Annotated in this window: 14 protein-coding genes; 9 read left to right on the top strand and 5 right to left on the bottom strand. The window is 61.0% G+C overall.

Features of this window, described 5'->3' with window-relative positions; translation table 11 throughout:
* Positions 1–19: 19 nt before the first annotated feature.
* The 3 genes from AC2GXZ_RS09475 to AC2GXZ_RS09465 all read right to left on the bottom strand — a co-directional run bounded on the left by AC2GXZ_RS09475 (position 20) and on the right by AC2GXZ_RS09465 (position 3,687).
* Positions 20–2,140 carry a bifunctional diguanylate cyclase/phosphodiesterase gene (locus AC2GXZ_RS09475; RefSeq protein WP_483758904.1) on the bottom strand — a complete coding sequence of 707 codons (2,121 nt, stop codon included), beginning with the start codon at positions 2,138–2,140 and terminating at the stop codon, positions 20–22.
* Positions 2,141–2,290: 150 nt separating this feature from the next.
* Positions 2,291–3,094 (bottom strand): ABC transporter permease, encoded by an 804-nt coding sequence (locus AC2GXZ_RS09470; RefSeq protein ID WP_483758903.1) that lies wholly within the window; start codon positions 3,092–3,094, stop codon positions 2,291–2,293.
* Entirely contained in the window at positions 3,091–3,687 is a 597-nt protein-coding gene (locus AC2GXZ_RS09465) for an ABC transporter ATP-binding protein (RefSeq protein WP_483758902.1), read from the bottom strand. Before AC2GXZ_RS09465 ends, AC2GXZ_RS09470 begins: the two co-directional genes overlap by 4 nt.
* Before the next feature lie 649 nt (positions 3,688–4,336).
* Between AC2GXZ_RS09465 and AC2GXZ_RS09460 the strand changes: the two genes are divergently transcribed.
* From AC2GXZ_RS09460 to AC2GXZ_RS09435, 6 genes are all read left to right on the top strand, one after another.
* The gene (locus AC2GXZ_RS09460; protein ID WP_483758901.1) at positions 4,337–4,726 is read left to right on the top strand and encodes a hypothetical protein; all 390 of its coding nucleotides are present in this window, start codon (positions 4,337–4,339) and stop codon (positions 4,724–4,726) included.
* 152 nt (positions 4,727–4,878) lie between these two features.
* Positions 4,879–5,652, top strand: coding sequence for an amino acid ABC transporter substrate-binding protein (locus AC2GXZ_RS09455; protein ID WP_483758900.1), 774 nt, complete (start codon positions 4,879–4,881; stop codon positions 5,650–5,652).
* Between the two features lie 123 nt (positions 5,653–5,775).
* The gene (locus tag AC2GXZ_RS09450; protein ID WP_483758899.1) at positions 5,776–6,456 is read left to right on the top strand and encodes an amino acid ABC transporter permease; all 681 of its coding nucleotides are present in this window, start codon (positions 5,776–5,778) and stop codon (positions 6,454–6,456) included.
* Entirely contained in the window at positions 6,453–7,223 is a 771-nt protein-coding gene (locus tag AC2GXZ_RS09445; RefSeq protein WP_483758898.1) for an amino acid ABC transporter ATP-binding protein, read from the top strand. The genes AC2GXZ_RS09450 and AC2GXZ_RS09445 overlap by 4 nt, the downstream gene beginning before the upstream one ends.
* Positions 7,224–7,351: 128 nt before the next feature.
* Positions 7,352–7,723, top strand: coding sequence for a PAS domain-containing protein (locus AC2GXZ_RS09440; protein ID WP_483758897.1), 372 nt, complete (start codon positions 7,352–7,354; stop codon positions 7,721–7,723).
* 173 nt (positions 7,724–7,896) lie between these two features.
* On the top strand, positions 7,897–8,871 hold the full coding sequence (locus tag AC2GXZ_RS09435; RefSeq protein WP_483758896.1) for a bile acid:sodium symporter family protein: 975 nt from the start codon (positions 7,897–7,899) through the stop codon (positions 8,869–8,871).
* A gap of 80 nt (positions 8,872–8,951) precedes the next feature.
* Here AC2GXZ_RS09435 and AC2GXZ_RS09430 read toward each other — a convergent pair whose 3' ends face one another.
* Both AC2GXZ_RS09430 and AC2GXZ_RS09425 read right to left on the bottom strand, forming a co-directional pair.
* Complete coding sequence (locus tag AC2GXZ_RS09430) at positions 8,952–10,199, bottom strand: OpgC family protein (protein ID WP_483758895.1); 1,248 nt, start codon at positions 10,197–10,199, stop codon at positions 8,952–8,954.
* A 209-nt stretch (positions 10,200–10,408) separates the two neighbouring features.
* Positions 10,409–13,921: a PAS domain-containing hybrid sensor histidine kinase/response regulator gene (locus AC2GXZ_RS09425; RefSeq protein ID WP_483758894.1), complete on the bottom strand. Its 3,513-nt coding sequence runs from the start codon at positions 13,919–13,921 to the stop codon at positions 10,409–10,411.
* Positions 13,922–14,132: 211 nt separating this feature from the next.
* Here AC2GXZ_RS09425 and mscL point away from each other — a divergent pair, with 211 nt between their 5' ends.
* The 3 genes from mscL (at position 14,133) to galE (ending at position 17,048) form a co-directional block, all read left to right on the top strand.
* Positions 14,133–14,564, top strand: coding sequence for a large conductance mechanosensitive channel protein MscL (gene mscL / locus AC2GXZ_RS09420; RefSeq protein ID WP_483758893.1), 432 nt, complete (start codon positions 14,133–14,135; stop codon positions 14,562–14,564).
* 118 nt (positions 14,565–14,682) lie between these two features.
* Positions 14,683–15,858, top strand: a complete 1,176-nt coding sequence (locus tag AC2GXZ_RS09415; protein ID WP_483758892.1) for a pyridoxal phosphate-dependent aminotransferase — start codon at positions 14,683–14,685, stop codon at positions 15,856–15,858.
* 155 nt (positions 15,859–16,013) lie between these two features.
* Positions 16,014–17,048: a UDP-glucose 4-epimerase GalE gene (galE, locus tag AC2GXZ_RS09410; protein WP_483758891.1), complete on the top strand. Its 1,035-nt coding sequence runs from the start codon at positions 16,014–16,016 to the stop codon at positions 17,046–17,048.
* Positions 17,049–17,105: the final 57 nt, after the last annotated feature.

Below are 17,105 nucleotides of genomic sequence, written 5' to 3'. Positions count from 1 at the left end.
GCCGCTGCCGCCCATCTTCTCATGCCGCGCTCGAGCGCAGCAGCGTTGTAATGTCACCGCCGCTCATCGGCCGGCCGAGCAGATATCCCTGCAACTGGTCGCACCCCGAAATTGTCAGGGCATTCGCCTGTTCCTGCGTCTCGACGCCTTCGGCCGTCACCGGAATGTTGAGCGCATGCGCCAGCGAAATGGTTGCCGTCAGCACCTGCGCTCCTTCGTTGTTGCTGAGCCCGCTCACCAGCGACCGGTCGATCTTCATCCGGTCGAAGCCGAAGGTGCGCAGCGCCCCGATACTGGCATAACCGCAACCGAAATCGTCGAGCGCGAATTTCACCCCGACATTGCGCAGCGTCTCGATCGCCCGCCGCGCCTGGTCCGGGTTGGACATCAGCACGCCCTCGGTGATTTCCAGTGTCAGCTTGCGCGGATCGAACCCCGTCTTTTCCAGCAGCTTGATGACATCGGCGGGAAAGTTTGGATTGCGCAGCTGTATCGGCGAGACATTGACCGAAAGCTGCAATCCGGCCCATTGCCGCGCCTCGTCGATCGCCAGTTTGAGAACCTGCATGCCAAGCTGGTCGATCAGGCCCGATCGTTCCGCGATGGTGATGAAGATTTCCGGACTGATCCGCCCGGTGTCGGGGCTCCATTGCGCCAGCGCCTCCACCCCGCACACCCGCCCCGCCTTGGCATCGAACAGCGGCTGGTAGGCAACCCTGATTTCCTGCCTGTCCAGCGCCTTGCGCAGCCGGTCCTCCACCTCCGCGGCCATCTGCCGGTCACGGTCCAGGTCCTCGGTGAAATGAACGGCCTGGCCGCGGCCGCCTTCCTTGGCGGTATAAAGCGCCATATCCGCGCGCCTGAGCAGTTCCAGCGCATCGCTCACGGCATCGGTGGATATGACTGTCCCGATACTGGCACCGATCTCGATCGTGCGCCCGCCGATCATGAAGGGCTCGGCAAGGCAGTCGACGATCGACTGGGCAAGTTTTGCGGCATCTTCAGGCCCCGTCGCCACGGCAAATTCGTCGCCGCCGAGCCGGGCGAACAGGGCGCCAGGGGGTAGCCGGTATTTCACCCGCTCGGCCACCAGCTTGATCAGCTCGTCGCCGACGGCATGGCCCCAGGCATCGTTGACCCCCTTGAACCCGTCGAGATCGATGAGATGCAGCGTCAGCCCGGCAGTGCCGGTGGCAATCGCCTGGTCGAGCCGCTCGACGATGCCGGCGCGGTTCAAAAGGCCGCTCAGCACGTCATGGGTGGCACGGTGGCGGGCACGGTCGGCCGAACGCTGCAGCATGCGCGTCGAGAAGATGCCGGTGATCAGCACCGCCAGCAGGAAGGCGAAAAGAATGAAACCTGCGGCCAGCAGGTAACCGCGTGCCCGGTCATAGATCATCGTGCCCGGGTCGCGGCTCGGCCATTGGAGATAACCGAGAACGGCACCATCCGCCCCGCTGAGCGGAATGTTCAACAGGCCTGTATCGGGCGTTTCGCCAAGCCGCAGGTCGTTGAGATCGAAAGTCTGTTCGATATCGACAAGCGCTTCGGCAGAGAGCGATCGCGCAAGGATCAGCGTATGGAACGGCCCGCTGACGGAGGTCTGTTTGTCATAGGGCTGGATGTTGCAGGCCGCAATGATCGCCAGCCCGTCCGGGCTGCGCACGAAACTGACGACCGGAATGCGTCCCGAGGCGTCGGCGCGCGAAACGATCGCGGCAAGCGAAGGGCCGAAGAAACTGAACGGATCGAACACGCTGCCCTTCTTGTAGCTGCTGAGAATGCTGTGATCCGGATTAAGCACCACTGCCGCGTCGAAAAGCGGATTGTCGTCGCTGCTCTGTCCCCAGGTCGAATCGGCAAATTCCTTGGCGCCATCGGAGGTGATGTGTTCGTAGCCATCGTCCCAGACGGTATTATCCTGAACGGTGGCGCTCAGATGTGCCTCCAGCGCCCGCACCGCGGCTGTCGCCGCACGCGAGGCGCGCGCGTCGTCGATCGTCGTTGCGGCCCCGGTCATGTCACGCACCGAAATCGCGATCAGCACCGCCAATATCCCGGCAATGGCCATGAAGAACGCGGTGGTGAGAATGACGAGACGGCTGCGAGAGAGCAGGTTGAGATGAAGCAATGTCCGCATGAAACCCCGCTGCGCGTCGATCCGGGTTCAGTCTGTTGTTCCCGTTCTGTCTTTATATATTATGATCTTCTAAATAAGGTGTTTATGGAATCAATTGCGCCGTCCGGTCGATGCCGGAGACGTTGCAGGCTTCCCAATGCGATCGTTTTGTCAGGATTTGCGGTTGCGAAACCGGTCGAGCCTGAGCCGTTCGCGATCGTCGCTCAGGCTTTTGGCCGCCAGCCAGACGGCGGTGACGACGCTGGCGGTCGATGCGGCGCACAGCAGCAGCATCAGGAAGATCTGCGATTGCGCCGCCACCAGCGGGTTGGCGCCGGCCAGGATCTGGCCGCTCATGATACCGGGAAGGGTGATGATGCCGGCCCCTGCCATCTGGTTCAGCACCGGCAGCGTGCCGGCATAGATGGCACGCTGCATCAACGGTGCCATCGCCTGGCCTCTCGTGCGGCCAAGCGCAAGCTGCGCCTCGATCGCCGCGCGCTGCGACGACACGCCTTCGAACATGTTGTTGAGCGCGATGCTGCTGGCGCTCATCGCCGAACCGAGAATGATGCCGAAGATCGGGATGACGATGCGCGGCGCCGTCCAGTCCTCGCTCGTCGAAACGGTCATCAGCGCAAAGGCCGCGACCAGCATCGTGCCGCCGCTGACCGCAATTCCCGAAAGCCCGTAATGCCAGAAGCCCGAAAGCTTGTTGCGCTGCCGGGAGCCAACCTCGAACGTGGCGGCGATCAGCATCGCCGCCAGCACCACAAGGCTCAACCAGTGATCGGCGCGGGTGAAGATGAAGCCGAGAACAAGTCCGACCAGCAGCAGCTGCGCCACCATTCTGGCGGCGGCAATCAAGACCGAGCGGTGGATGCCGAGATTGAAGGCGGCTGAAAGCCCGGCATTGACGATCACCAGGGCTGCCGCAAGCGCCAGTTCGACCGGACCGAAAACGAGACCGTTCATGCCTTGCTCCCAAGCGTCATCACGTCATCGGCCAGCCGTTCCACCTGTTCGGGGTCATGCGAGGTCAGCACCACGGCGCACCCGGTCGACATCATCTCCCTGACGATTTCCTCCACCGCCCGCACCGAAGCCGGGTCCAGCGCCGAAGTCGGTTCGTCGAGCAGCAGCACTTTCGGCCCGTCTTCGATCGCTCGCAGAAATGCCATGCGCTGTCGCTCGCCGGTCGAAAGCCGGTCCGGCGCCGCCTCAAGCAGCGATGGGTCGAGACCCAATCGTTTCATCCATTCCGCCTGGGCAGACGTGTCGGAAAAATGTGCGGCTATCGTCGCCGCCCACCAGCCGGGTTCCGACGAGACATAACGCACAAGGCGCCGCCACTGCGGTGCCGCCATCGAGGCGGCCGCGATCCCGTCGACGAAGCAATCCCCCTTATGCGGCACCAGATCGGCCAGCATCTTCAGCGTCAGGCTTTTGCCCGCACCGGACGGGCCGCTCACCGCAAGGCATCTGCCTGCCTCAACATCAAGGTCGATCGGTCCAATCGATTGGAATTGCAGGGCTCTGGCCCTCAGTCTGATCGCTGCATCTTGCATCGCACGGTAATGGCACCCGGCGCGAGGCGATGCAATACGGCATGGTTGCCCCGCTCTATTCCACTCTGCCCTGCCGGCCTCGCCTTCGGGCCTGTCCCGAAAGAAAGGGCACAGGTCCGGCTGCAAAAATGCCGGAGATTGCGGGGACGTTTCGAGCCTGGGTTTCAACATAAACAATGCCTTACCCGAAATATCATGCCCACCCTCCAAACCTGTGCGCACAATCCTCCCGCTTCCATCGCCGGAGTGTTTCGCGAGACGTTCGCGGGCAGGTGGGGCCGGCGCTTTCGTTCGAACCGTAACGTGCGGCAAGGGCGGAAGGGGTGAAACTCACGGGAGCGGGCAACCGCTTCTGATCAAGCCTTCCCCTGGCAGCCGTGCCGGGTTCGGTTGAGCCGTCCAAGCGCAGGAGAGATTTTGCGTGCAGCGAGGCGAGAGGATCATCCGTAGGGACCGGAAGTCCCGAAAAGACGCCGAAGGCCACGCGAATGCGGAGCCACAGACTAAAAACATAAAGTGAGGTTCCGCATTCGCGTGAGCTCTCCACTGTATCGAGTGCATGCCCGGTTCGCCGGTAAACGGAGACAGGATGAAGCACAGGCCACAATCGGCCACGTGAACGATGGATCGTACCCACGGGAGAATGGTGATGGCGGTGAGCGCGGCGGAATGGAAACGCAGGCAGGAGAAAGAGGATGCCGAGCCATGGTATTTCGGCATGACCTGGGGCGAGTTCCGCGTCCTGCCTAAACGCGAGCAGCAACGCATCCGTCAGCGGGTCACCCAATTCGGCGCCACCCATGTCGGCTTCTGGAAGGATTGCAGCCTGAGCAAGTGCCGGCGCGCAAAACGCTGCTGCGGTTTTCTGACAGAGGCACAATATGCATTGAATTATCCCGCCGCTTTCCCGCCCTGCACACGAGGCGAGGAAGCAAGACGCGCAAGAATTATCCATGATGGTCTCGATGTTCTGGCCGGTATTCGGGACGCGACGCCAAAATATGCAGGCCGCCCTGCGGATCGTGGCGAAACCGAATGATCGCCCTGCGACAGATCGACATTCGCAGCTCCGGAATCCAAGTTGAGCAAAAAATATTCGCATTTGCCGCTTTCGACGGCAGTTTTCTTTCCTCCCAACCGCTCCATTTTCTGCGATCAACACGGCAACTCATTCGTTGGAGAAACCCTGAAATGAAGCTCTTCAAAACCCTTGCCGCCGTTCTTCTCGTCCAGGCCGCTATTGCCGCGCCGGTCATGGCGGGCGAAAACCTCGATAAGATCAAGTCGGCCGGTGTCATCCGCATCGGCACCGAAGGCACCTACGCGCCCTTCACCTTCCACGATGCGTCGAACAAGCTCGTCGGCTTCGATGTGGAAATCGGCGAGGCGCTCGCCGCCAAGCTTGGCGTCAAGCCGGAATTTATCGAAGGCAAGTGGGATGGCCTGATCGCCGGCCTCGATGCCAATCGCTACGACACCGTCATCAACCAGGTCGGCATCACCGATGCCCGCAAGCAGAAATACGCCTTTTCCGAACCCTATATCGCCTCCAAGGCCGTGCTCATCGTCCGTGACGGCAATGACGATATCAAGGGCTTCGCTGATCTGAAGGGCAAGAAGGCCGCCCAGTCGCTGACCAGCAATTACGGCAAGATGGCGGAGGCAGCCGGCGCCGAACTCGTCGGTACCGATGGTTTCGATCAGTCGATCCAGCTCGTTCTCACCCGGCGCGCCGACGCCACACTGAACGACAGCCTCTCCTTCCTCGATTTCAAGAAGCAGAAGCCGGACGCGCCGGTCAAGATCGTCGCCGAACAGTCCGATGCCAGCTATTCCGGCATTCTGCTGCGTCAGGGCGATGCGGATCTGGTCGCCGCGGTCAACAAGGCGCTCGCCGACATCAAGGCCGACGGCACCTACAAAAAGATTTCCGACAAGTATTTCGGTCAGGACGTCTCCAAGTAAGCATCTCTCCCCACCCGGCACCACCGTGCTAGGATAGAACCGAATGAACCGAAACGTCCGGCTCAGGCCGGACGTTTTCTTGTGCTTCAGGCTGCTGGTCTTGGACAGAGTAGGGAAATACCCGTGCCGCATTGGCTTCAACTGATGATGGATTCGCTGCCCACGCTTTTATGGGCGGGCATCAAATTCACCGTGCCGCTGACATTGCTTTCTTTCACCCTGGGCCTGACGCTTGGGCTTGTCACGGCCGTCACCCGGCTGTTCGGGCCGACCCCGCTGGTCTGGATCGCGCGGTTTTATGTCTGGATCATCCGCGGTACCCCGCTCCTCGTCCAGCTTTTCGTCATCTTTTATGGCCTGCCGAGCGTCGGCATCCTGCTCGATGCCTTTCCGGCCGCGCTGATCGGTTTCACCCTCAATATCGGCGCCTATTCGTCGGAAATCATCCGTGCCGTCATCGCCTCCGTCCCCAAGGGCCAGTGGGAGGCGGCCTATTCGATCGGCATGAACTGGCGTCAGGCCATGGCCCGCACCATCCTGCCACAGGCGGCCCGCGTGGCAGTACCGCCGCTCTCCAACACCTTCATCTCGCTGGTCAAGGATACGTCGCTTGCTGCCGCCATCACCGTGCCGGAACTGTTTCAGGCCGCCCAGCGCATCGTTGCCACCACCTATGAGCCGCTGATCCTCTATATCGAGGCCGCGATCATCTATCTGGCGCTGAGTTCCGTATTGTCGTCGCTGCAGGTTCGGCTGGAGAAGCGTTTCTCACGGTATGGCGGCATGCTGGAGGCAAACCGATGATCGAGCTTTCCCATATCCGCAAGAATTTCGGCGATCTCCAGGTCATCGACGATGTCAGCCTGAAGGTCAACGAAGGCAGCGTCACCGCGCTGGTCGGCCCGTCCGGCGGTGGCAAGAGCACGCTGCTCCGTTGCATCAACCTGCTCGAAATCCCGGCATCGGGCTCCGTCCGGCTGGGCGACGCCGTGATCGAGTTCTCGCCCGGCAGGAAGATCGGCTGGGACGCAATCCAGAAGATCCGCCGCCAGACCGGCATGGTGTTCCAGAATTTCCAGCTTTTCCCGCATCGCACGGCGCTGGAAAATGTCATGGAGGGGCTGGTGACGGTGCTGAAATGGCCACGTGCGAAGGCGGAAAGCCATGCGCGGGAGCTGCTTGCCAAGGTCGGCATGGCGCACAAGGTGGAAGCCTGGCCGGCAACTCTGTCCGGTGGCCAGCAGCAGCGTGTGGCAATTGCCCGAGCGCTCGCCATGTCGCCGCGTGTTCTGCTCTGCGACGAACCGACCTCTGCGCTCGATCCTGAACTGGCAACGGAGGTCGTCGAGGTCTTGAGCAAGCTCGCGAGCGAAGGCACGACCATGGTCATTGCCACGCACGATCTGCGCCTCGCCTCCCGCGTGGCGGATCACGCGGTTTTTCTCGAGGCCGGCAAGGTGGTTGAACAGGGAGCGGCAGACCGTGTCTTCGGCGCGCCGGTCGAAGAGCGTACCCGTCGCTTCGTCTCCTCCATCAGTGCCGCCCAGGGAGGATACGGAGAGGGGATCTGAGGCGAACGCCGCCGTCGCCCGCAAGCCGTCACTTTGTCCGCAAGCGTACGAACCGATGAACTCTGCTTCGTGGCCTCTTGAGATTACATCTCGAATCTCTAAAATTAGATGTATTGGAGATATGCAGCATGCAACAAAGAGACGTTTATGCCGACCTCTGCGAAGAGGCGGGGATATATACCTGGTGTCTGGGGGACGATACCCTGTACGGGGATACAGCGCTCGCTGCCCTGTTCGGGCTTGATCCCGCAGACACGCTGAGCGGACTTCCCGTCACGGACTACATCGCCCGCGTCCATCCCGACGATCAGGAGACCCTTGCAGATCTGATCCGGATCGCGGTCGAGGGCGGAAAGCCCTATCAGGCGGAATACCGTGTGGTGGATGCCTTCGGCACGGTCCGGCCGGTCGTCGCGTTCGGCCGGTGTTTCCGCGACAAGACGGGCGTCCCGGCCCATTATGCCGGCATCGTACACCCGACCGATCACCTCCTCTCCTGAGCGCAGGTTATGAGCCCGAGAGGCGGCCGCGGGCCGTCTTCGTGGCGAAGTCAGTCCTTTGCCGGGTTCCTTTCAGCTTTTCCCGACCGAACCGATCCGCGTCAAACCGGCCTTGACAGGAAATTCGTCCGCGCTAGACCGCGCGACACATTATTTCGTTCGGGAGTGAATTTTTGAAATCCTTGGCATCCTTCTCCACCTTCGTCGGAAAGACCTTCGCCATCTGGGTCATCGTTTTTGCCGTTCTTGGCTTTTTCTTTCCGGTCTTCTTCAAGCAGTTCGCACCGTGGATCGTCACCCTTCTCGGCATCATCATGTTCGGCATGGGCCTGACCATTTCGCTCGACGATTTCCGCGAACTGGCGCGTCGTCCGTTTGAAGTGGCCGTCGGCGTCGTCGCCCATTTCGCCATCATGCCGGCCCTGGCACTGCTGCTCACCAAGCTCATCCCCATGCCGCCGGAAGTCGCCGCCGGCGTCATCCTCGTCGGCTGCTGCCCGGGCGGCACCTCGTCGAATGTCATGACCTATCTCGCCCGCGGTGACGTGGCGCTCTCGGTCGCCTGCACCAGTGTCACCACGCTGGCCGCCCCGATCGTCACGCCCTTCCTCGTCTGGATGTTTGCCAGCCAGTATCTGCCGGTCGATGCCTGGGCGATGTTCCGCAGCATTGTCGAGGTCATCATCCTGCCGCTGGCTCTGGGTTTTGCCGCTCAGAAGCTGATCCCCGGCCTCGTGCGCACGGCCTTGCCGGTCCTGCCGCTGGTCAGCGTCGTCGGCATCGTCCTGATCGTCGCCGCCGTCGTCGGCGCTTCGAAGGGCGCAATCGCCCAGTCCGGCCTGCTGATCTTCGCCGTCGTCATGCTGCATAACGGCCTCGGCTACCTGTTCGGTTATTTCGCCGCCAAGGCGCTTGGCCTCAACTTCTACAAGCGCAAGGCGTTGGCGATCGAGGTCGGCATGCAGAATTCCGGTCTCGGTGCCGCATTGGCAACCGCCTATTTCTCGCCGCTTGCCGCTGTCCCGAGCGCCATCTTCTCGGTCTGGCACAATATCTCCGGAGCACTTCTGGCCAACTGGTTTGCCGGCAAGGAAGACGTTGACGCGGATGCCGCGGCCGCCAATCGCGCGGCGGTCATGCCGCACTAACGGCAGGATTAGCTATCGCAAATATGAAAAAGGGCGGCCCTGGAGCCGCCCTTTGAATTTTAGAAGGATGGGAACCGACGTTAACGGATCACCATCTGCTGTGGCCCGGCTGCCGCAGCAACCGGTTTCTGCTCGCTTCGCTTGGTGGGCGCCGTTTCCGGTGCGGTTCCCAGCAGCTTGTCCCGCTCGCGCCACAGGGCCGGGATCGACAGCAGCGCCACGGCCGTCAGTGCGATCGCAGTTTTTGTCCACTCGTTGAGCTCCGGCGTGCGGCCGTCGAAATAATAAACGAAATAGACGATCGCGACGTGCCACACATAGACGTAAAGCGAGTGGCGACCGAGCAGGCGAAGGTATCGCAGGGTGAACACCCAGGTCAGTGCCGAGGCGACCGAGCGAACCCAGGCGGCCTTGTGCTTGGGGCCGGCAACGATCAGCCAGGTGACGAGCAGGCCGACGGCTGCGAAGTTCAAGAGATAGACCGGTCCGAAATCGGCGCGGATTTCCATCGAGGCGAACTTGCCGATCATATGCGCCGGCATCATTTCGTTGGCGGTGATCAGGCGCAGCGGCAGGAAGAACAGCACCAGAACCAGCGCCGCCTTCGGGATGAACATGTTGTCGGGCGACAGAACCCGACCCCAGTTGATCTTGCCGGACGAGGTCAAGGCACCGAGCACCAGGCCCGAGAAGAACACGATCTGCCAGCCGAACAGGTTGAACGAAACGCGCAGGCCCTGATCGTCCGCGCCCATGATCATGTCGTTGAGCGGAATGGTGACGAGTTGATGCAGGCCAAGCTGGCCGGCCATCCACAGCATGATCGAGGCAGCAACCACGTAATGCCACTTGTCGTCCAGCACCAGCTTGATCAGCATCGGCGCAAACAGCATGTAGATGATGTATTGCGGCAGGATATCCATGAAGGTCGGCTGGTAGAGGAAGGTGGCGATCGCGGCGAGACGCAGCGGATCGTCGAAATTCGTGTAGCCGATCCAGTTGAACCAGGTCGAATAGGCGCCCGGCAGGATCATCTGCGCCACCATGACGGCCAGCACGATACCCATTGCGTAACGATAAAGCTCGAAGGCGCGGCTGTAGACGGCAGTACGCCCGGCGGCATAACCCGCCTTCATCATCTTGCGGGCATAAACCATGCCGATCATCAGGCCGGACAGGAACACGAACCCCTGCGCGTCTTCGACAAAGGCGAGCTGGTTGTGATTGATCTTCACGAGGAAATAGCCACCGGCAAAAATCAGGTGGTTGAGGACCATGAATACGAGAAAATATCCCCGCATTCCGTCAATGATTTCAAAGCGCTTCATCGGTCGCGGTCTCCGTCTTTGCCGGTCCTGATGGCAGCTGCCCTTCGGTCCGTAAGGCCTCTGCGGGCCGGGAAGTCACGCGCCTAAACGTCGCGAGAAGCCAGAGAGTTCCGGCAAGAATCGGTTTTAACCGACGTTCAGACATTTCAACCGTAAACAGTCCGTGATGACTGTCACATGAACGACATATGAGGCGGGACTGTGGAGAACTATTCGGCGGCGACGCGGCGCAAACCGGCCGCCTGTGTGAGATAGGCGCGGATCGCCGCGGGCTTCACCGGCTTGTGCTGCATGGCGATTCCGTGCCGTTCCGCCTCGGCTCTCACCTCCGGCGTGCGGTCCGCCGTGATCAGCAGGGCCGGGATATCGGCCTGGTAATGGGTTCTGAGGGTGAGAACCGCCTCGATGCCGCTCGCATCGTCGAGATGGTAATCGGCAATCACCGCATCCGGAGGCGGTTCGAGCCTTGCAATGATCGCTTCGATGTCGCCGGGCGACTGCGCCTGGCCGACCGTGCAGCCCCAGCCGGTGATCAGCAATGCCATTCCTTCGACGATATTGGGCTCGTTGTCGATGCACAGAACCCGCAGTCCGCCGAGCGGGTTGGCCGGCTTGGTCCGCTCCCGGCGGCCTCTTGCTGCGACCGCCTGCGGGGCCGAGAGATCGCGCGGAATTTCCACCCTGAATGCCGTACCGTGACCGGGTGTCGAGGAAAGCTGCACCGGATGGGAGAGCATGCGCGACAGTCGGTCGACGATCGACAGTCCGAGGCCCAGCCCGCTGGCCGTCCTTGCGCCATCTTCCAGCCGGGCAAATTCCTTGAACACGGTGCGGAATTTCGACTGCGGAATGCCGATCCCGGTATCAAGCACCTCGATCACCACCTTCTGCCCGCGCCGCCGTGCCCCGACGATCACCTTGCCGCTGACCGTATACTTGATCGCGTTGGAGACGAGGTTCTGCACCAGGCGGCGCAGAAGATTGGCATCCGAAACCACCCTGAGCGAAGTCGGCATCACCACGAATTTGAGGTTCTTCTCCCGCGCCATCGGTGAGAAGTCGGTCTCGATCCTTTTTAGCAAGTCTTCCAGCTCGATTGAGCCGAAGCGCGGTTTCATCGCGCCGGTATCGAGCCGCGATATGTCGAGCACGGCACCGAGAATGGTTTCGACGGATTCGAGCGAGCTGTCGATATTGCGGGCCAGCGCCGAATTTTTGTCATCTCCGCCAAGCCGTTCGGCAAGAGCCGAGGAATAAAGCCGCGCGGCATTGAGCGGTTGCAGGATATCGTGGCCGGCGGCGGCGAAGAAGCGGGTCTTGCTCACATTCGCATCGTCGGCGGCCGTCCGCGCTTCGCCAAGCGCGTGGTTGACACGGGTAAGCTCGGCCGTGCGTTCGCCGACGCGCTGTTCCAGCGTTTCGTTTGCCTGTTTCAGCGCTTGATCGGCGGCAACGCGTTCGGAAATATCGGTGAAGGTGGCGACAAGTCCTGCATCCGGCATCGCATTGCTGCGCACCTCAATGATCCGTTTACCGCCGTGGACAACCAGCGGAAACGATGTGCCCAGCGTCTTGAACCGGGCAACAAGCGCGTCTTTCTCCGTTCCCGCGATATCACCCCGCTCCGCCAGCAGTCCGATCACGTCGGTGAGCTGAAAGCCTACCTGACCCGCCTGTTCGGGAAGATCGAGCAATTGCCGGAACCGCCGATTCCACACGGTCAGGCGGTCTGAATTGTCGAACACGGCGATGCCCTGATCCATCTGGGACAGCGCCGTCTGCATCATGTCCTGGTTATATTGCAGCGCCTCGCTCGCCTGATCGAGCAGCCAGGCGGTATCGGCATTGGTGTCTTCCACCTTCTGCAACACCAGCGACAGAACGAGCCTTGCCGACGATGAGCCGATCGCGCTGCCGAGCAGCTGTTCGGAGAAATGGATCATCGCCATGTCGGATGGCTGGTCGTCACGGAAGCGGCGCCCGGCGGTCTTTTCGTAATTGGAAAAGGAGCGCAGCATCCGCTCTTCGCCGAGATACCGGGCAATCACGGTTTTGAGATCCCCGACGCTGATCCGGGTTTTCCAGCCGCGGGTGGCAAACTCGGTCCGGCGGTGGCGTTTGACGAAAATGCCCGCCTGCAGCCGCTCGACCGGGCGCGGATTGCGCGACAGCGAGCCGAGCACGAAGGCAAGCGTATTGAGCGAAAGGCTGAAGATCGTTGTCGTCACGAACGGGTCGATCTCCGGGCCGGCAAAGATCGTTGTGCCGGGAAAAAGGAAGTTCAGCACCGCCGCGGCAATATGGGAATTGTCCGGCCCGCCGAGGCTCGGCAGGAACAAAAGATAGGCCCAGGACAGAAAACCGAAGGAAAGACCGAGGATCGCGCCGCGTGCATTCGCCCGCCGCCAGATCAGCCCGCCGAGCAGGGCAGGGGCGATCTGGGCGATTGCCGCAAAGGCAAGTAGCCCGATCGAGGCAAGCCCCGACTGGCTGTCGGCCATGCGGTAATAACCATAACCGAGCAGCATCACGGCGAAGATTGATGCGCGCCTGACATTGAGCAGCGTGCGGGTGAAATCCTTCTGGCCGGCAGGCGTCGAGGCGAGCTTGCCGCGCAGGAAAAGCGGGATGACGATATCGTTGGAAATCATGATCGAAAGCGCGACGGATTCGACGATCACCATCGCCGTCGCCGCCGAAAATCCGCCGATAAACGTCATCAGCGTCACGAACGGAAGCCCGGCTTCGAGCGGCAGCGTCAGGACGTAGAGATCGGGATCGCCCGTGCCGCCGAAAGTGATGAGCCCGGCGGCGGCAACCGGAAGAACGAAGAGGTTGATGGCGATCAGATAGACAGGCAGCAGAAAACCGGCAGCCCGTCTTTCCCGCGGGGTACGGTTCTCGACCACCGTGACATGGAACTGCCGCGGCAGGATGACGATCGCGAAGGCCGAAAGAAGAATGATCAGGATCCAGCGGCTGAGCGGTGTTTCATAGGACGCGGCGGAAGTGACGAGCAGGCTTTCCGATGCCTTGGCGGCGAGATCCGACCAGCCGTCGAACACGAAGAAGGTGACGGCGATCCCGACCGTCGCAAAAGCCACCAGCTTGACCAGCGATTCCATTGCGACCGCCAGGATCAGCCCGTCCTGATGTTCCGTCGCATCCGTATGCCGTGTGCCGAACACGACCGCGAAACAGGACATCAGCAGGGTGACGATCAGCGCGAGGTCGATGAAATGCAGGTTGCCGCTACCGATGCCGAAATCCGACGGATCGACCATCACCGCGACGGAACTGGACACCGCCTTGAGCTGCAGCGCGATATAGGGAACGGTGCCGACGAGCGCCAGAACCGCGACGATTGCCGCAACCGCGGCATTCTTGCCGTAACGGGCAGCGATGAAATCGGCAATCGAGGTGAGTTTCTCTGCCTTGGCCAGTTCGACGATCCGGCGGATCACCGGCATGCCGAGCGTGAAGGCAAGGATCGGCCCGACATAGATCGCGGCAAATTCCAGACCGCGTTGCGAGGCGAGCCCCACCCCGCCGAAATAGGTCCAGGAGGTGCAATAGACGGCAAGGCTCAAGGCATAGACGAGCGGGCGCCCGCCTTTCGGCACGCCGGAAAGGCGGCTTTTTCTGTCGCCATAACTCGCCACTGCGAAAAGCAGCAGGATATAGGCGAATGCCGAGACAAGGATGACCCAGCCTGGAAGCATCGTTCCTCCGCCGCAAACAAATGCGGTCCTCGGGTTAAATATTACGAGAAACATGCGGCGTTGGAAATCGGCCGCGCCTTGTCAAAAAGTCCAATGCAGCCGGATCTGTTCCGATCGATTGTCAGCTTTAAGCCTTTGGGCTTTTGCACCTTTTCAGCATGTGAGGAAACGCTATGTTAAGCACGACGGAAACCATGAGAGGGGTATTGTCATGTCAGTCATTAGCGAATTCCGTTCCTTTATCGCCAAGGGTAATGTGATCGACCTTGCAGTCGGTATCATCATCGGTGGTGCCTTCACCGGCATCGTTACATCGCTCGTCAATGATATCGTTATGCCGGTTGTCGGCGCGATCACCGGTGGCGGGTTCGATTTCTCCAATTACTTCCTTGCACTGTCGAGCGCCGTCACCGCGCCGTCGCTGGAAGAGGCGCGCAAACAGGGCGCCGTTTTTGCCTATGGCAGCTTTATCACCGTGATGATCAACTTCATGATCCTCGCTTTCATCATCTTCCTGATGGTCAAGGGCGTGAACAAGCTCCGCGCCATGGAAGAAAAGAAGCCGGCCGACGAAACGCCCGCCCCGCCGCCGGCCGATATCCTGCTCCTGTCGGAAATCAGGGATCTGCTGAAGACCAGGTAACACCAAGTCTTTTCCGGCCTGCAATTCATCAGAACAATGAATTGCAGGCTCAAGGAAACTCATGGGATTTTCCAAGGCTTCTGGGTTAAGACAGAGCCTCGAAAAACAGGAAATCCGCATGTCTCTTCTTAGCTCCCTCAGCCCCCGCGCTCTTGCCGCTCCCGAAAGCGGCATCGTCGAGATCATCAATCATGCCCGCATCGGCGGCCGCGATGATCTGATCCCGCTCTGGGCGGGCGAGGGCGATTTGCCGAGCCCGGATTTCATCAACCGTGCGGCATCCGATGCTCTCCTCGGCGGCGAAACCTTCTACACCTGGCAGCGCGGCATTCCCGAACTGCGCCAGGCGCTGTCGGATTATTACGCCCGCCACTTTTCCGTCTCGCTGCCGATGGAGCATTTCTACGTCACCGGCTCGGGCATGCACGCGATCATGATGGCCGTGCAGGCGATCTGCGGTCCGGGCGACGAGATGCTCTACCTGTCGCCGACCTGGCCGAACATCGTCTCGGCGATCGAGATTTCCGGTGCCGTTGCCACCGGCCTGCCACTGGAATTCATCGGCGGAAAATGGTCGCTCGATCTCGGCAAGCTTGAAGCGACGATCACGCCGAAGACGAAAGGCCTGTTCATCAACACGCCGTCGAACCCGACCGGCTGGACGGCGACGAAGGAAGACCTGGCTGCCATCCTGGCACTCGCCCGCAAGCATGGCCTGTGGATCATCGCCGACGAGATCTACGCGCGTTATTATTATGGCGGTGCAATCCGCGCACCGTCCTTCCTCGATGTCTCGGAACCGGATGACCGCATCATCTATGCCAATTCCTTCTCCAAGAACTGGTCGATGACCGGCTGGCGCGTCGGCTGGCTGGTGGCGCCGGCAGAACTCGGCCAGGTGATCGAGAACCTGGTTCAATATTCCAATTCCGGCGTTGCCCAGTTCATGCAGCGCGGTGCCGTCGTGGCCCTCAACGAGGGCGATGCCTTCGTCGAGGAAAATATCGCCCGTGCGAAGCAATCGCGCGACATTCTCTGCGACATGCTGATCGCCACCAACCGCGTCCAGACGCTGAAGCCGGAAGGTGCGCTTTATGCCTTCCTGAAAGTCGACGGCATCACCGACAGCCGTGCCGCAGCCTTCGATATCGTCGATAAGGCGGGGGTTGCGCTGGCGCCTGGTTCGGCCTTCGGCAAGGGCGGCGAAAATTTCCTCCGCGCCTGTTTCCTGCGCAATCCAATACATGTGGAAGAGGCGGCAGCGCGGCTTTCGACCTATATCAAGGCACTCTGAAACCGCTTGCGGGGAGTTTCGATAAAATTCGAACAATCCTCGAAAACCTCCCTTATCCACGCTGCCGGATATAGTTCCCCAAGGCATCGATAAGTAACCCGCGATCAAGCGCTGCGATGCTTTCCTGCAAAAAACAAGAGCAGGGAAGTATCGCAATGGCAGTCCTGGTGACGGGCGGAGCGGGATATATCGGCAGCCACATGGTCTGGGCATTACTGGATGCCGGGGAAGACGTGGTCGTGCTTGATCGTCTTTCGACCGGTTTCCGCTGGGCCGTGCCGGATGCGGCCCGCTTTTATCTTGGCGACGTCGGTGACCATGACCTGCTGTCGCAGATTTTCGCCGAAAACCGCATCGAGGCAATCATGCATTTTGCCGGCTCGATCGTCGTGCCGCAGTCGGTTGCCCATCCGCTCGATTATTACGAGAACAATACCAGCAAGACCCGGCTGCTGGCGGCCGCCGCCATCGAGGCCGGGATCAGGCATTTCGTGTTTTCCTCCACCGCCGCCGTTTATGGCGACCAGAAGGATGACACGCCGGTCTTGGAAAGCGCTCCGACCCTGCCGAAAAACCCTTACGGCCAGTCTAAGCTGATGTCGGAACTGATGTTGCGCGATGCCGCTGCCGCTCACGATTTCCGTTTTGTCGCGCTGCGCTATTTCAACGTCGCCGGCGCCGACCCGCTCGGCCGCACCGGGCTTTCCACCATCGGCGCGACCCATCTCATCAAGCTCGCCTGCGAGGCGGCCCTTGGTGAACGCTCCGGCGTCGATATCTACGGCACCGATTATGCCACGCCCGATGGAACCGGTGTGCGGGACTATATCCATGTGACGGATCTGGTCGAGGCGCATCTGAAGGCGTTGAGCTACCTGCGCCGCGGCGGCGAGCCATTGATCGCCAATTGCGGTTATGGCCGCGGTTATTCCGTGCTCGAAGTGTTGAATGCGGTCAAACGTGTCAGCGGCCAGTCCTTTGACACCCGCTACGGCCCGCGCCGTCCGGGTGATGCCGCAAGTGTGGTCGCCAATTCGACGCTCGCCCGCGGATTGCTTGAATGGAAGCCGCGCCACGACAATCTCGACCTGATCGTCGACACGGCAATTGCCTGGGAAGCGCAGCTTGCACCGCGCAGGGTCGAGGATCTGCGTTCGCTGCACCAGCGCTTGGCCGCAGCACGGTTTTGAGCGCTTCGGCCCGGGCGTCGAAATCTGCGCCGAACAGGCCTGCCATGCCAAAACAGT

Source organism: Aliirhizobium sp. YIM B11859 (assembly GCF_057163345.1).
Note: the sequence above shows the minus strand (reverse complement) of the source record. Positions and strands in the feature narration are given on the sequence as shown.

Bases quoted from the DNA above. Each gene is read 5' to 3' on its own strand.
- AC2GXZ_RS09475 (WP_483758904.1), bottom strand. From the start codon at position 2,140: ATGCGGACATTGCTTCATCTCAACCTGCTCTCTCGCAGCCGTCTCGTC.
- AC2GXZ_RS09470 (WP_483758903.1), bottom strand. From the start codon at position 3,094: ATGAACGGTCTCGTTTTCGGTCCGGTCGAACTGGCGCTTGCGGCAGCC.
- AC2GXZ_RS09465 (WP_483758902.1), bottom strand. From the start codon at position 3,687: ATGCAAGATGCAGCGATCAGACTGAGGGCCAGAGCCCTGCAATTCCAA.
- AC2GXZ_RS09460 (WP_483758901.1), top strand. From the start codon at position 4,337: ATGGCGGTGAGCGCGGCGGAATGGAAACGCAGGCAGGAGAAAGAGGAT.
- AC2GXZ_RS09455 (WP_483758900.1), top strand. From the start codon at position 4,879: ATGAAGCTCTTCAAAACCCTTGCCGCCGTTCTTCTCGTCCAGGCCGCT.
- AC2GXZ_RS09445 (WP_483758898.1), top strand. From the start codon at position 6,453: ATGATCGAGCTTTCCCATATCCGCAAGAATTTCGGCGATCTCCAGGTC.
- AC2GXZ_RS09440 (WP_483758897.1), top strand. From the start codon at position 7,352: ATGCAACAAAGAGACGTTTATGCCGACCTCTGCGAAGAGGCGGGGATA.
- AC2GXZ_RS09430 (WP_483758895.1), bottom strand. From the start codon at position 10,199: ATGAAGCGCTTTGAAATCATTGACGGAATGCGGGGATATTTTCTCGTA.
- AC2GXZ_RS09425 (WP_483758894.1), bottom strand. From the start codon at position 13,921: ATGCTTCCAGGCTGGGTCATCCTTGTCTCGGCATTCGCCTATATCCTG.
- mscL (WP_483758893.1), top strand. From the start codon at position 14,133: ATGTCAGTCATTAGCGAATTCCGTTCCTTTATCGCCAAGGGTAATGTG.
- AC2GXZ_RS09415 (WP_483758892.1), top strand. From the start codon at position 14,683: ATGTCTCTTCTTAGCTCCCTCAGCCCCCGCGCTCTTGCCGCTCCCGAA.
- galE (WP_483758891.1), top strand. From the start codon at position 16,014: ATGGCAGTCCTGGTGACGGGCGGAGCGGGATATATCGGCAGCCACATG.